Annotated in this window: 8 protein-coding genes and 1 pseudogene; 3 read left to right on the forward strand and 6 right to left on the reverse strand. The window is 42.8% G+C overall.

The window, feature by feature from the left end; genetic code table 11:
* Positions 1-119: 119 nt before the first annotated feature.
* Positions 120-557, reverse strand: a complete 438-nt coding sequence (locus A8C56_RS18125; RefSeq protein WP_067759197.1) for a nucleoside deaminase — start codon at positions 555-557, stop codon at positions 120-122.
* A 134-nt stretch (positions 558-691) separates the two neighbouring features.
* On the opposite strand from A8C56_RS18125, the gene A8C56_RS18130 reads away from it, so the two are divergent.
* From A8C56_RS18130 to A8C56_RS18140, 3 genes and pseudogenes are all read left to right on the forward strand, one after another.
* Positions 692-3835, forward strand: coding sequence for an ATP-dependent helicase (locus A8C56_RS18130; RefSeq protein ID WP_067759201.1), 3144 nt, complete (start codon positions 692-694; stop codon positions 3833-3835).
* Between the two features lie 183 nt (positions 3836-4018).
* On the forward strand, positions 4019-4531 hold the full coding sequence (locus A8C56_RS18135; protein ID WP_067762243.1) for a class I SAM-dependent methyltransferase: 513 nt from the start codon (positions 4019-4021) through the stop codon (positions 4529-4531).
* Positions 4528-5052, forward strand: a pseudogene (locus A8C56_RS18140) (IS256 family transposase); the annotation flags it as partial. The gene A8C56_RS18135 and the pseudogene A8C56_RS18140, both read left to right, overlap by 4 nt.
* 104 nt (positions 5053-5156) lie before the next feature.
* Here A8C56_RS18140 and A8C56_RS18145 read toward each other — a convergent pair.
* From A8C56_RS18145 to A8C56_RS18165, 5 genes are all read right to left on the reverse strand, one after another.
* Positions 5157-5555, reverse strand: a complete 399-nt coding sequence (locus tag A8C56_RS18145; protein ID WP_067759207.1) for a hypothetical protein — start codon at positions 5553-5555, stop codon at positions 5157-5159.
* A gap of 26 nt (positions 5556-5581) precedes the next feature.
* Positions 5582-5887 (reverse strand): hypothetical protein, encoded by a 306-nt coding sequence (locus A8C56_RS18150; RefSeq protein WP_157098030.1) that lies wholly within the window; start codon positions 5885-5887, stop codon positions 5582-5584.
* A 314-nt stretch (positions 5888-6201) separates the two neighbouring features.
* Positions 6202-6972: a hypothetical protein gene (locus A8C56_RS18155; RefSeq protein ID WP_067759211.1), complete on the reverse strand. Its 771-nt coding sequence runs from the start codon at positions 6970-6972 to the stop codon at positions 6202-6204.
* Between the two features lie 12 nt (positions 6973-6984).
* Positions 6985-10911 carry a DUF6443 domain-containing protein gene (locus tag A8C56_RS18160; RefSeq protein WP_067759213.1) on the reverse strand — a complete coding sequence of 1309 codons (3927 nt, stop codon included), beginning with the start codon at positions 10909-10911 and terminating at the stop codon, positions 6985-6987.
* A 33-nt stretch (positions 10912-10944) separates the two neighbouring features.
* Entirely contained in the window at positions 10945-15576 is a 4632-nt protein-coding gene (locus A8C56_RS18165) for a DUF5977 domain-containing protein (RefSeq protein ID WP_067759216.1), read from the reverse strand.
* Positions 15577-15702 lie beyond the last annotated feature (126 nt).

Consider the following 15702-nt stretch of genomic DNA (forward strand, 5'->3'; position numbering starts at 1 on the left):
TAAAATATTAATACTATATTTATAAAGCTTTTTAGAAAAGAACTAAAGAAAGAAAATAGATGCCAGTAGTTCACAATACGGGATAATTTACCGTATTAAAGCTATCCGGCCAGGTAACTTTATCTTTTATTCATGAAGAAGGCTTTCATTAAAGCCGCGCATTCCGCTTCCAGCACGCCGGTTGTAACAGCTGTTTTAGGATGAAAAGGAGAAATGCCGGGCTGCACGCGGCTAAACCCGTTCTTGGGATCAGAAGCGCCCCATACCACCCTGCTTAGCTTGCTCCAGTATAAAGCACCCGCGCACATTACACAAGGTTCTACCGTAACATATAGTGTGGCATCCGGCAGGTATTTTGCTCCTAAATGACCAAAGGCAGAGGTCAGCGCAATCATTTCCGCATGTGCGGTTGGGTCATTTAATTTTTCAGTCATATTATATCCCCGCGCTATTACTTTATGTTGCTGCACGACTACTGCTCCTATAGGAATCTCATCTTCCTCAAAAGCCTGTTCTGCCTGCTTCAGCGCCAGTTGCATAAAATATTCATCCGTCATTGACCCTGTTTAAAACATAAAAGTAGCAAATTAGACAAGGAATCGTTCCCGGTGACAATCCAATTTTTCCTAACTTGGATTTTTAAATTTATAAAGATGCGTTTGTGAATTACAAACCATAACAAAAAATACAAATGGCATTTCCGAAGCAGCAACTGGAGCAGAAGTTCAATGAAGTCTATCAGCAATTAAACCAGCAGCAAAAGATAGCGGTGGACACCCTGGAAGGCCCGGTGATGGTAATAGCAGGTCCCGGTACAGGTAAAACACAGATCCTTGCAGCACGTATCGGGAAAATTCTGCTCGATACCGATGCATTGCCCGAAAACATTCTTTGCCTTACCTATACCGACGCGGGTGTGGTAGCCATGCGCAGGCGGTTGCAGCAATTTATCGGGGCCGATGCCTATAAAGTGAATATTTACACCTTTCATGCGTTTTGCAATGATGTGATCCAGGATCATCTTTCCCTGTTCGAAAAGAACGCGCTGGATCCCGTATCAGAGCTGGAGCGCATCGAGCTTTTCAAAAAGCTTATCGATAGTTTTCCCAGAAACCATCCGCTGAAACGTTACCGGGGCGATGTGTATTTTGAAGCACCGCACCTGCAGCAGCTTTTCTCTACTATGAAACGTGAGGGATGGACTCCGGAATGGATCAACCGGAAAATTGATGAATATATCAATGACCTGCCTTTGCGCGATGAATACATTGCCAAACGCGCCACAAAAGAATTTAAAAAGGGCGATCTAAGAACCGATAAAATTGCGGAAGCAACGGAAAAAATGGAAAGAGTGCGCGCGGCCATCAATGAGTTCAACACCTTTCAGCAACTCATGAATGACAAACGCCGCTATGATTTTGACGACATGATCAACTGGGTGATCCGCGCTTTTGAAGAGAACAGGCCGCTTCTGGCAGACTACCAGGAGCGCTACCAGTACATACTGGTTGATGAGTTCCAGGACACCAGCGGTACACAAAACAGGATCATACAACTGCTGATCAGCTACTGGGAACAACCCAATATTTTTGTGGTAGGTGATGACGATCAGAGCATTTACCGTTTCCAGGGCGCGAATGTGCAGAACATGCTCGACTTTGCGCAGCAATACCAGCAGGATCTGAAGACCATAGTGCTTACCAGTAATTACCGGAGCATACAGCCGATACTGGATCTGTCAAAGTCGGTCATAACAAGAAATACGGAACGGCTGACCACACAGCTTCCGGGGCTAAGCAAAGAGCTGGTGGCTGCCAATGAGGCCATCAATCATTTAACAGACCCACCTGAATTAATAGAATATAACAGTGAAAAGGAAGAAATGGCCGGTATTTGCCAGGAAGTAGATCAGCTGATACGGAAAGGAGTAGCTCCCGGCCGCATCGCGGTTATTTATAAAGAAAACAAATATGGCGAGGCGCTGGCCGGCTATTTGCAGCTGATGCAGATCCCCGTTTTCAGCAAACGCCCGGTCAATTTATTGCAGCATCCCTTTATCAAAAAGATCCTGTCTGTTTTAAGATACCTGAATGCCGAGCATGATATTCCTTATGGCGGTGATCAGTTACTGTTTGAAATATTACATTATGACTTCTATGCCATTCCTCCTATAGAAATTGCAAAGCTCAATACAGAGGTCAACAGGCGGCAATACAAGGGTGAAGCCACTTCCCTGAGGCAGTTGTTGTATGAAAAGGCCCATGCACCGGCAAGGGATCTGTTTGATACCGGCATTCATCCGGAATTAAAAAATTGCAGCGCTGTTTATGAGCAACTGATTGCGGATGTTTCCAATGTTACTTTACAGCAGCTTGTCGAAAATATTATCCGCACCGCAGGAGTGCTGCCTTATATTATGCAGCACGCAGAAAAAGCAGCACTGATGCAGTATCTTTCGGCCTTTTTTGATTTTGTAAAAGAGGAGAACAGCCGTGATCCACAGCTGAACCTGGATGGATTGATCAGCACCATTGATATGATGGAAAAAGAAGACATTCCGCTCTCAATGATCCGTACAATTGGTAACGACATGGGGGTAAACCTGCTGACCGCGCACGGAAGCAAAGGGCTGGAATTTGAATATGTTTTTCTGGCAGGAACAAATGCCAGCTACTGGGAGAAAAAGAAAACCTTCCCGGCCCTTTTCCGGCTACCGGATACGGTGTTCAGCTCACAGCCGGAAGGAGATTCCCTCCAGGAGCTGCGCAGGGTTTTTTACGTGGCCATTACGCGCGCCGAAAAACATTTGTATATTTCTTATGCAAAATTCAACAATGCAGGAAAGGAGCTGGAGCCCTCCCTGTTTATTGCTGAAATACTGGAACAGCATGATCTGAAGATTCAATCGCGGGAAATTGCACCTGATAGTATGACCCGCTTTCGTCAGCTGCAGTTTATCGCACAGGCGCCTTCTATTGAAAGCAATGAAGAAAACTTTATTGCACCGTTGCTGGAAAAATTTGTGATGAACGTAACCGCGCTGAACAGCTACCTGGACTGTCCCTTAAAATTTTACTACCAGAACCTGCTGCGCATTCCATCCGGCAAAAATGAGAATACGGAATTCGGCAGCGCCATTCACTTTGCACTGGAGCGCTTTTTCCGCAAGATGCGGGAGGATGAAAACAATAACTTTCCACCGGTGCAAACGCTTTATGACGACTTTAAATGGTATATGCGGCGCCACCGGCAAAATTTTACAAAGGAAACATTTGACCGTCGTATGGAGCAGGGGGCCATTATACTTCCGGAGTATTATAATAATTATATCGGCGCCTGGAACAAGGTAGTGATGGTAGAGCTGAATATTAAAAACGTTGTGGTAAACGGGGTTCCTTTAAAAGGCAAACTGGACAAACTGGAATTCAATGGCAAAGAGGTAAACGTGGTGGACTATAAAACCGGCAGCATCAAATATGCCCAGCCCAAATTAAAACCTCCATCAGAAAAAGACCCTAATGGTGGCGACTACTGGCGTCAGGCGGTGTTCTATAAACTCCTGGTGGATCATTATGACCAGAAGAACTGGACTGTTACCAGTACAGAGTTTGATTTTATTGAACCGGATGAAAAGAAAAACTTCATTAAGCAGAAAATAATCATTCTTCCTGAGCATCTTGAAATTGTAAAACAGCAGATTACCGACACCTGGCAACGCATTCAGAACCGGGAATTTTACAAAGGCTGCGGAAAGGCAGATTGCCACTGGTGCAACTTTGTAAAAGACAACCGGTTGTATACTGGTTTAGAAGAGATAGAGGAAGAAGATATTTAAAAGAGTTCATACCACATTTATAAAAAGTATGACCCACTCTGTTGATTTATTTATATTTATAACAACGATAAAAAGAAAGAGCAGTATTGCAGCCACTGATCCGCCTCTTTACAGGAAGAGACGACCGTCTTAACAATGCAGCTTTTTTCCATAACCCTATTGAGAACAATAAACCATGAAGTAATGGAGATATGGGAGGCAAAAAATCTGATAAAGCCATTAGAGATTTCCTGCACCACCCCACAACGCTGGGCGGACTTAGGATGCGGTTCCGGTACGTTTACTTATGCACTGGCGGATCTGCTGCCACCTTACAGCACCATCTATGCTTTTGATAAAAAGCACCAGGTATTCAAAGAGCCGGGCATCCAGTTCTTTCAGCTGGACTTTGAAAAGCATTCCCTGCCTGTTCCACCGTTATCAGGAATACTTATGGCCAATTCATTACATTTTGTTGAAGATCAACTGGAGCTCATTACAAAACTAAAAGAACACCTCAGCCTGGGTGGTGCTTTAGTCTTGGTTGAATATGATACGCACCAGTCCTCAAAATGGGTACCGTACCCTGTACCACCGGAAAAAGCAAAAAAGCTGGCAGCCCTTGCCGGGTTTAAGGATTTCAAATTGCTGGCAACAAAAAAATCGATTTTTCAGGGCGGTGAAATTTATGCGATGACGTTTACAAATAACACCTGATCGCCTGCACCTATAATCTCAAAGGTTTTACAGATGCCATCAAAGGGGTATTCCCTGATACGGTAACCCAGCTCTGTGTGGTACACCAGATCCGCAACTCCTGCAAGTATGTGGTTTGGAAAGACAGAAAAACCTTCTGCGCTGATTTAAAGGACGTTTATGGGGCTGTAAACCGGGATGCGGCAGGAAGTGCTTTGGAAAAATTATCCGAAAAATGGGGGCATAAGTACCGTCACGCCATTGAGGCCTGGCGCAACAACTGGGACTGCCTTACCAGCTATTTTGACTTTCCGCTGGAGATCCGCAAAATCATTTATACCACCAATACCATCGAAAACCTGAACCGGGGTATCCGAAAATATACAAAAACCAAAGTACAGTTCCCCGATGATCAGGCCGCCTTAAAGGCTGTTTACATGTCCATTACTAATATCGAAAAAAAATGGAGTATGCCCATCCAAAATTGGAGGTTCATACTCCATCAGTTCTTAACTATCTTTGACAACAGATGCCGCCTCTAAATGCAGTCGCTTAATCTATTTACACAATTTATTTTATACTCTCCTTTATTAAAGCAAGCAAGATTTCTTTGATGTAAAAAAGCCCGGACTTGCCGGGCTTCTGTTTATTTCCTCATCCCTGGGAACATTTGTTCTGCTCTTTCATTCCCTAATTCTTCCAATCTCTTTTTTGTAGCTGGATAATCTACATCACTGAAGAGTTCTGCGATATTGGTAAGTTTTTTCTGTAAAAAGCTCCTGTGCTCTTCAATGAAAGTTACATTGTTAAGATTTTTTTCATCATACAATAGGGCTTTTACCAATGCTAAATCATACCAACTTTCATTGGGCTGATTACTCCGTATATCAACCGTTTCAAATGATTTAGAACTACTAAACCTTAATTGAAAAAAGCCATTGGAAAATGTATCATAGTAGTCGCCAAAAAACGCAGATGTATCTTTTTCAATTAGCTCAAAGCCGTTTGACTTTAGAAAGCTATATATTTTTTCGTTATTATCCATATTTTTTCGTTATTATCCATAGCTTTCTATTTAACTAACCAAAGTCCGTCAGAACTTACTTTGTAGCCTTTGTCAAATAAATAATTCAATTCCTTCTGGAAGAAACTGCCCGGTTTAACTTGATTAAGCGGTGTAGCCAATCTAATGTTATCCCCTCTCAAAATCATTCTATCAAGAAACTTGGTGTTTGCAGTCCATTGCTCTGCTGCCGACATCTTATTCCAAACACTTGTCGGTATTTGAAATCTTCTTGCTCCTATGCTTTCTGCAAGTTTTACATATTCGGGATAGTGCCCTAAAACTGATGTTCCCGTCTCAGCGGCTAATTTCAAAGATAACCTTTCTACTAATCCCGGTACTGATCCTAACAGGAATTCTATAGGGTTTGTAGTAGACTCTATTGCCTGCAAACCAAACTTTGTCTTCAGTATCTTAAATTCAGGAGCCCTGTCTGCAAAATTTTCGGGATGATCCCTTACCGCAACCAGCTTCAGACCAACTGCTACTACAGTCTTTTGTTTGGTTTTCCATTCCGAGCCGACGACCTTATAAGTATCTAATTCTTAATATTAGGACATACTTCCCGATGGCTGATCAAAAGATGCAGAAATGACGACACTCGGAAAACAGCCATGACGAGGCATCTCTAATTCTCAACATTGTATAAAATACGATCTTTATCTTTCTCAACCAGATTGCGGGGATCTTTAATTGGCGGATATTTTAGATATCCTTCGTGATCTGAGATAAAATAACTGAAAAAATAATGTGCACATTCTATACCAAATAAATACCGGCCATTGGGATAAATAATAATGGGTCTATAGAAGGGATTAAAAGTTCCATATTCTTTTAATAACGCCCATTTACCGGATTTGGAATACCTTGTTAATTCGCCTGCTAATAACATCAAAGCAAACCGTTTATCTTTACTCCCTTTTTTAAACTGTTTTCCATATTTTCTAAGAACAAATGCAATTTTTTCGTTTTTTTCTTTAGGTGCTCCTCGATCATTTTTTGTATACGCTTCTATAATCCTATCAACCGTTTGATCAATATGTTTTAATTCGTTTTGATAGGATTCCTCCAGGGTAATATCCGCATGCTCGTTTTTAATGGGGAAATAGCCCGATTTATAATATTTTTGAAAAATCATTTTATCCTTAAAAAGGACGCCCTCTAACTCATCTTGAAGGCTATTAGGCATTAAGATAGCTTCACCACTTTTAAGGAAATAAACAAATGCATACGTATGCTGCAAACACATATCATACCTTAACCAATCTCGCGGTTCCTTTTCAAGAATACGTTTCAGCTTGGCGACAGATACTATTTTATAATCGGCGGTTGTTATTTTATGATCATTATTTGACGGAGGCATACATAAAAAGATAAAAAAAAATAAAAAAAATTTCATGAACTAACAAATTTAATGTGACATCAGCCTTGAGCCACTCGTATTCATGTTCCAAAAACCAAATTCATACTGACCATTAACAATCCTGTACATTGCTTTATAATGAAAGTATTCTATCCCTCTTTTATTAGCATAATTGTTAATACCTGGAGAATATGGAACATCATACGTTGTAATTAATGTAACCGATGGAATATAACCCTTTTGCCTCCAATAAGCCATTTTTACATAAAGATTATCAATATGCCCTTTTATTTGACCCTGATTAGACGACAAATAAATTCCTTTATTACCTGCTTTAACTTCGAAAATAATTGATTGCCTTACTCGAGATTTGATTTCCTCTGTCCATATTTTAATCGACCCAAATCCATGCCCTACTTTTTCATAGAAAAAACCATCGGCAACAAAATCCGGAACCGTGTTTCTTCCGGTACCTTCATCGAATTTGTCTAGATTTTTATGAAAATTTGCCATCTTACTGTCTTCAAAAAAAGACATAAAATCAGAAAATATAGCTTCCATTAGCTCTCCCATTTGTATACTTTTATATGCTTCAATATCAGCCGTTACCCAACCTGTGGATCGGCCATAAGTTTCCAAATCACTTTTATTAAATGGCAGCCAATTTTTACTATTGTTTATACTTCTATCGTCTTTTCTTTCTTCTGTTCTATTCTGTCGCCGATAGTCAATTGCAATATTAGAACTTGCCCCAGGTCTCGAAGCTTCCACCCACTGTTCAGCCGTTAACCCATCTGCTCCCACGGTAAGCATGCCATCCGGGTCAATAAATCGCAGCGGGTTGTTGAAGGTATAATTATATGGCGTCCATTTTCGGTCAATATCTGCCATCGGGTCAATAACCATCCATCGCCCAACCTGGTTATCCAGCATTCTTGCTCCATAATCCAGCCACTCCAATCCGCTGCCATCACTAAATTCCTGCCGCTGTTCTTCTTTACCGTTGTACCTGAGCTTATTTGCCGCCACTCCAGTATTCTGGTAACTAATCCCTTTCATTGCCAGGCCAAACGGGTAATAATGCGTCTCTTCCAGCAAGGTACCATCCTCTTGCACCATCGATCGTATATTGCCTAAATGGTCCCTGAGAAAATAGTCATAGGTCCATCCACTGCCATTGGGTCGTATACGCCCTTCCTCCATGGCCACATATTGTAGCACATTGTTTTCAAAGAGCAGCCCGCCCAGGTAATCCGTTGTCTCTGTTGTTGACCCCTCCGTTACCTTCTTCTGCAGCTTATTGCCCGCCGCATCATAAAGATAGGTAATTGTTCCTTTCCCTGTTACCGTGATCGATTGAGGAAGGTTCAGTATATTGTAGCTGATGCCGCCGATGTTCTTGTTCTGGTCTTTGACCAGGTTGCCGTTCAGGTCATAATCGTAATCATCCCCGCTATTGGTACCATCATTAAAATCGCCCAGACCATAGGTTTTGGTGTTCACCCCGGTTTCTGAGACCTTAGCCAGCTTGTTACTGCCCGGCTGGTAGCTGTACACCAGGTTATCCATGTTGATGATCCCGTTGTTATACATTCCCTTCTGGATCATAGCTTTAATATTACCGTTGTAATCATAGGCACTGGCTGCTGTACTGCCATCGCCCATCTGGCTTGTATAATCCACTGTTGTTTTTACGAAACTGCTGCCGGTATATTGCCCAAAGTCTGATTTTAACAGCCGGTTGACGGCATCATAACTGAACTTGTAGCGCCTGATCTCCGCACTGCCGTTCTTTCCCCGCCAGGTCATACTGGCAATATTTCCATTAAAATAAACCGGTACACCCGCTGCTGATTGCGACGGGCCTTTATCATAGCTTAGTTCAAATCCAAAACGGATGTCGGTAGCAGCTGTTCCATTTGCATAGGCTTTGTTCATCCCCAGCAGCCAGCCTCGTATATTGTATTCATAAGCCTGCTTTTCAAGCGCTGTGCTGCCATCGGCATTCGTAGGATTCAGGCTTTTGTTGATCAGCCGGCCCAGCGCATCGTATTTATTAATGGTGATCGCTTTTTCCGTGCTCATGGTTCCCGCGTCTCTTTGCACCTGTTTCGTGGTCTTCACTATCCTGTATAATGCATCGTAGCTGTTGCGCGTTACTATTGTAACCGTGGTGGCATTGGTGCCTGCCTTGCCTTGCGTACTTACCATGGTCAGCGGCTGGCCCGCCCAGCTGTACTGTGTTGTTACCAGGTCCACACCGCCCGTATGATTTTTGCTCTTTACCTGGATCGGGCGTAGCTGATCATCATAAAAAGTAACCGTGTATTCATAGTTGGCGGTACCCAGCACATTGGTGCGCACACCCGTTACCATCCCCGTGGTACGGCTATCCATGGTATTGGCCTGGGTGTAAGGGAACACTGTTTCTGTAGTCGTTTTCAGATAAGTATTATGCGCCGTACTATAGTTATTGTCCAATCCGCCCAGATCCGTGCGGCCGGCCATCCAGTTATAGTCATCATAGAAGGTCTCTGTTAATACACTCGCATTCCCGTTTGTGAGCATTGTATTGGTGGGGTACTGGATCTCCGCATTCGTATCACCCGTTAAAGCCATCGCGGCAGTGGCATGGGCCGGTTGTCCTGCTACTGCTGAACTCAATAAACCTGTTTTTACCGGCCGGTTCAGTTCATCATACTGTGTATAGTTCCATAGTCCGTCCTGCCGCAGGTTCCCGTCCTGCGTCATCACCAAACGGTCCCGCAGATCATAGACCATGAAGACTTCGGAAGCCCCCGGAACCTGTTTGATGATCATCCGGCCGCGGCCATCGTATTCATAACGGAAACATTGCTCGGATAACAGGGTTGCCGTGAGCTGCCAGCCATTAGCCGCCAGCGCTTTAACACCCTCTGGCTGGACCACACATCTCAGGTTACCCGTTTTGTCATAAATGTAGTACGTACACAACCAGCCTGTATGATTATGCCCGGATCCGTTATCAGCGGCATTGTCATCGAGCTGGACCTTTTTTAATACTACCCGATTTTGCAGGTCTTTAAATTCGATCACCTGCCGGCCCTGTTCATCTACCGTTACGTCCTTATAAAGTGTTCCTTCAGGATAGATATGGGTACTGGCGTAGCTACTTGTAATAGCGGGGGTGATCGTACCCGCACTGGTGATATATGCATGCAGGCTGCTGCCCGAAGGAACATAGAACCCATCCGTAAAAGTGATACTCTGGGTAGCTTTGAGCTCTGTTTCTCCGTTATAGCTGGCTATCGTCCGGTTGGCCTGCGTGGCACCGCTACCCGTGCCCGGCTGACCGTCTGCTACCTCCCAGATCCTTACGCTGTCTTTAGCGGTATTGATCCAGTATTTGCTTTTGACGCTATGGCGCGTGGCCTCTGTGGTGGCCGCATAGCTTCCCGCCCAGCTTTTTCCCGGCGCATATTGTTCCAGTACGCGGTTCAGGGGGGAAGCCTCAAATACGGCCTGGCTGTAAAAATAATCTTCATTCTGGTTGCCATAAGTGTTACTTAAGAAGGTTTGCTGCTCAGTAAACGGGCTGCTCTTAAAGCTTCCGTTTGCAGCCGATGGAGCAGCATACGGTAAGAACTTGTACACTTCCCTGCCAAATTCATCATACAGCACCGGCGTAACCAGGTCTTTGGCATTGGCCGTATCGGTCTGTACATTTAGCGTAGTAGTCGTTACCATTGACCCCTTTTTGATCACCGTTTGCAAGGGGCGCCCCAGGCCGTCAAAATATTGTGTGGCTTCCTTACTTTGCAGTAACCCTCCCTGCATCAAAGCCGTCGGCGTGGTTACCGGTGCCGTTGCTGTCCAGGTTCGGATAGCATTCACAGATGTCGTAGCGTCATACGGCAGCGTAGTGGGCTTCTGGGCATATATTACTGCTGCCACTGTCATCAACCATGCCGTTAAAAATAATTTACTATAGCCCATAAGAGGTATAATTTTGACTTTTACGGTTTAGAATTAATAACTAAAATTGAGATTGACCGTTTGTGATTGCGAAAAATTGATCCCATTAAACGTAATTACATTATTACTTGTACCGGCATTGAACGTACCCCAAAAACCGGCAAGCGTTGTAAGGGATGGAATCGCACCAGAACTAAGCTTAATCTCAACTTTAGAATTATTATTGATCGGAACAACACAGTCAACAGGCATAGTCATGCCTCCGGCTATACTTCTGGGGCCTGTATAATTTACCCCGTCCACAAAAATCATAAAGTAAATAGCGCCCGGTAAATTATTCTTTGTCGAAAACGTAATACTGATCTGCGATACAGGGCAGGCTGAACTATTCATTCCTATATTCATCCACCTTGTCTGGTTGTACGTGGGGCTATTACTATTTAGGTCTTTTTCTTCCTGTTCCTGATAACCCGTATTGTTATTGGAGGCATCCTTCACACAACGCTTATTGCCCGTAGTGGTCCATAAAGGCGCTGTAGACACAGGGCAGGTACCTACCGTATTGGCATAAGTCTGCCCATTTGTATTAATGTCATTGATGGCCATCTGGTCTGCATCCTGCTGGCTGATCAGTGAGGTGTATTTACCTGAAGGCACTACATATAGCTCCCGGCTCCCATCTCCGCCACTGCATTGCTTGTAATAGTCCATAAAATACTTATTGCTGGCGTAAGCCCCTGTTGAAGGATATTCAGTAGTGGACTGTCCATAGGGGAATGCAAACGGACATTTATTGTCATCTCCCCGTATAGGTGCAAAATAAGGGCCGGTACCACTTCCCTTTAAATTGGGTTCTGTAGCAACATATTCGCCGCCTACGTATTTAGTGCGTGTTCCGTATACATACATATTCGTGTACGTATAAAACGGAAGCGGATCGATACTTATAATTGAAGCCCCATTCCTGTTGGAGTTTAGCCATTCGGAGCCACCTACGGTCCTGGTCTTGACAGATTCGCCTACTTCAAATAAGATCTCAGTATTTATAGATGGGTTACCCCCCAGATAATTTACCACAATCTTAACCAGTGCCCTGGAATCCTGATCCGGTACTGTACGGGAAACGGTAACGATGGTATAGTTATTAGACCCGGGAGCGGACGCAACGGAAACGACGTATCCCTGCGGGTTCTTTGTAGGAATACTATCGACCCTTTTTTGACAATAAATCCCGGAGGGCTTCCATTCTACAAATGTTTTTAAGATACAACTTCCATAAGCATCCGCATAATTTTGACCGTTCTGGTTTAAATCAGCCTGCGCCATTTGATCGGCTTCTAATTGCGAATTCAGGGAAACATAACTTCCATAGGAAACTGTATAATCTACATAAGAACCATTTTCAGTTGAAGAACAGGTTGCTTTTCTAAAGGTTCCTCTTGCTGAATTACTATAATAAAATACGGGAAGCGTTTGCGGAAGTACCGGGTAATTTTTTATATCATACTGAAAACCCTTAAGCACAGCACCCTTCTCATTTTTAATATTTATCAGGCGTTGCAGCCCGTTATAATTATAGAAAGCAGGTCGTCCTTTTTCATCTATTTCTGCCGAAATATTAGCAAAGGAATTATAGGCTAATGATTTCATTGTTGATTTACCAGGGCGGAGCTGAATATTATCCACCAATGTAGTGGCCGTGGTTGTAACCGTAATGGATGAAGTACTGTTTAATGTAACCTGATGTTCATAATAATTCCATCCTAATGACCCCATTGGGATTGTTTTTGCAGGAGCGCCGCCATTGACCAGGCAGGCAGCCTTGGCATAATAAGAAACAATATAACTGCCGACAGGAACATTATTTTTACTAATGTTACCCGTTGGTGAAATAGAATAGACTCTATTTCCGGTCGTCAGTGAATTATCCGTAACCACTCCGCTTTCATTGTACATCCAGTTTCCCTTGGTGGAGTCTTCAAAAGAGCCGAATGCAATCGCTTCAAACTCCGCGTTTTCTGCCGCAGCAATAATAGCACCTTTTTCATTCCACAATAAAGCCGTTTTTGACCCGTCCTTTGCATATTCAATAATGTTATTCTGAGGATCTACCAGGGAATAATTTAGCCGCTTCCTGAACCCACCAGGTATAACAAACTGGCCACTTGTATTTACTACAGACGCTGTGTAATTATTAGTACCTGCAGGAGTACGCTCATAATAGTAATCTTCTTTTATAACAGGCACATTTGAATAGAATGTTTTAATACTTCCTGAGTTCACCTGTATTGTTCCTCCGGGTGATTTAATACCATTGATCTCTTCAACCGGCTGATTAATAATGTTCAGGTCATTCATATTCTTCAATCCTTTTGATGTATTATCCATTGAACCGGGAAGGTTATATTCAAACGGATATTTCACCATAGAGATCAGGGTATCCTGTGCAGACGTTATACTTTTTTTACTGCTGATCAATCCCTTACTATTATAGACCGTAAGGTTCTGAGCAATAATATTTTTGGTAGAATCCCAGGTATACTCATTGGTATTTGACAACATCAGTGCCCCGGAATAGATGTCGTAATAAGAGGAATTGTATGGAAGCGGGTAGCCCAACGCCCCATCCTGAACCTCTTCAGAGAACTGACCTACTCTTCTTACTCTTTCTTCAACCAAGATACCGGCATTAGGGAAAACGCCGTTGTTAATATTAGTATACGTATTGTAAATTCTATGAATAAGCCTGTATTGGTTATTGGCCAGCTTTTTGAAATCTTCTTTCTGCGTCAGCTTACCCCGTTTCCAATAATTAGTGGTTGCATAAGGAATACGGTCATAAGTATTGGTAACAATTTGGTCATAATCAAAAGTGTATTCATAGGTCGATTTGGAAAGGTTAGCCCCGGAGGTACCGGTATATTCTGTTACAAATGGGTAATATACATTGGTGCCATCATAGTCATTAATGTCCTTATATGCATTTGAGCTATAGTAGCTATCGACCCAGGATTGCTTTACATAAGGAAACGGAAGTCCGCCAGCAGTGTTTAAGGCAAATTCTTCTACTTTAGTCGTTAAATTCCGGTATCGGAATCCTGAAAGGGAATTTATGATTCCTACGCCGGACTGATCACCCGGATATTGTCCATAAACATAGGTTTTAATAACAGGAACAGCCCCCTGGGAAGGAAAACTGAAAATCGATTTAATACGCAACCCACCTCCCAGCAATGTATCTGTCGCATAACTGTATCTATTTAATTCATAGTTAAATACAGAATAGCCACCCGTTGGAAACTGGATCCGCTTTAAAACGCCCAATTGCGCTTTCACGGAATCAGGGTCACGGGCATCGTCAGTACCGCCTATTTTTATGGCTTTAAACTGGCCATACGGACCAGTTGTTATGTACCCATTACTAAAGGGCGCCGATGTTCCGGGAATAAGGGTCGTATTGGACTTACCATTATAGTATCCCCAAAAATCCCTGCTTTTAGAATCCGCTGCAGGAAAGGGAGAAGATTCATCATAGGTAAACCGATAAACTTCTTTTTCTGCATTGTCTTCAGATGCAATTACCAGTGAATCCAGCTTAAGACGCGATGTATTATTACCGGTAAAATAACTGTGATAAAAATTTATCGTTTTTTGTACAGTATAGGTGCTTTTAGATTTTCCGTAAATCACTAAACGCTTTAACGCTTTGGCTTTATCGCCTGGAATATCGCTACGTGTAGCGGCGTCCAATTCAAATTCAATCTTTCCCGAAGGATAGATAATTTGTTGCAACTGTCGTTGATCAACCATTGAAGAAACTGTCAGGGTGTTGCTGATATAGTTTGGATACATAGTCCTCTGGCCTTGCTGGCCAGCCTGTATACCATCCGTTATATCCGTATAATCTTCCCAATCTACGGGATAAGAAAGCATCTGGCTGGGATAATAACTAAAAAGTACAGAATCTTTCTGATCCGGGGTTTCCATTTTTGTGAGTAAATAGGAATTTATTGATCCAAATGATGAAGAACCTCTTTGTGTGCTGCTACCTTCTGTAGCTGTACCACCAAAATAATAGTTAATCCCTGAAGCGTTCGTCAATTTAAAATTCCATGGCTGATTCGTAGCTTTTGCTATTTTGTAAGGCAGGTAAGGAATAAAAACCGGCTGGTTATTTATAAAAACAAATTTTCCATTGTCATTGGGAACTGAAAAGGAAAAAATATCCGGTTCCGCATCACGGGTATTTTCAAAAATATTCTTGAGTAAATAATATCCATTCGGTGTTGAAGGGTTAAGTGTTGAAGGATCAGGGTTCGTAATATTAAACAGACCGGTAGTTTCCTCATCTGGCCGCCCTCGTACAGTGCGGGTCACAGCGCCTGCTACACTTAAATTCCAACCCAATCCAGACCAGCTTGCCACGTCCGTCACTTTTATCCCCGATGCATGATAATCAAGGCTAATGGGTACCGACAGTCCTTTCGTTTTTACTTCAAACAGGGGGATGCTGATTTGTGGCAGGCCCCGGAAAAGGTCCACTTCATAATTGCCAAATCGTTCCATTGCTGCCGTATTAGGAGATTTGGGCGTATTCAAAATAGGCAGCGGGCTTACCTGGCCAATTGATAATAAAGCAAAAAAACAACAAGCAATTGTAGCAGGCATTCTGGTTATTATCTTCATATTTCGCTTTTTATATTCACAGTTTAGGTCATAATAGTATCATATGCAACGATCTATTGCGTTTTTTATGTTAACCAGCTTTAAGCTTTACTTTAATAATTCATCTCAATTAGATACAGTATTCGT

Source organism: Niabella ginsenosidivorans (assembly GCF_001654455.1).
Taxonomy (GTDB): domain Bacteria; phylum Bacteroidota; class Bacteroidia; order Chitinophagales; family Chitinophagaceae; genus Niabella; species Niabella ginsenosidivorans.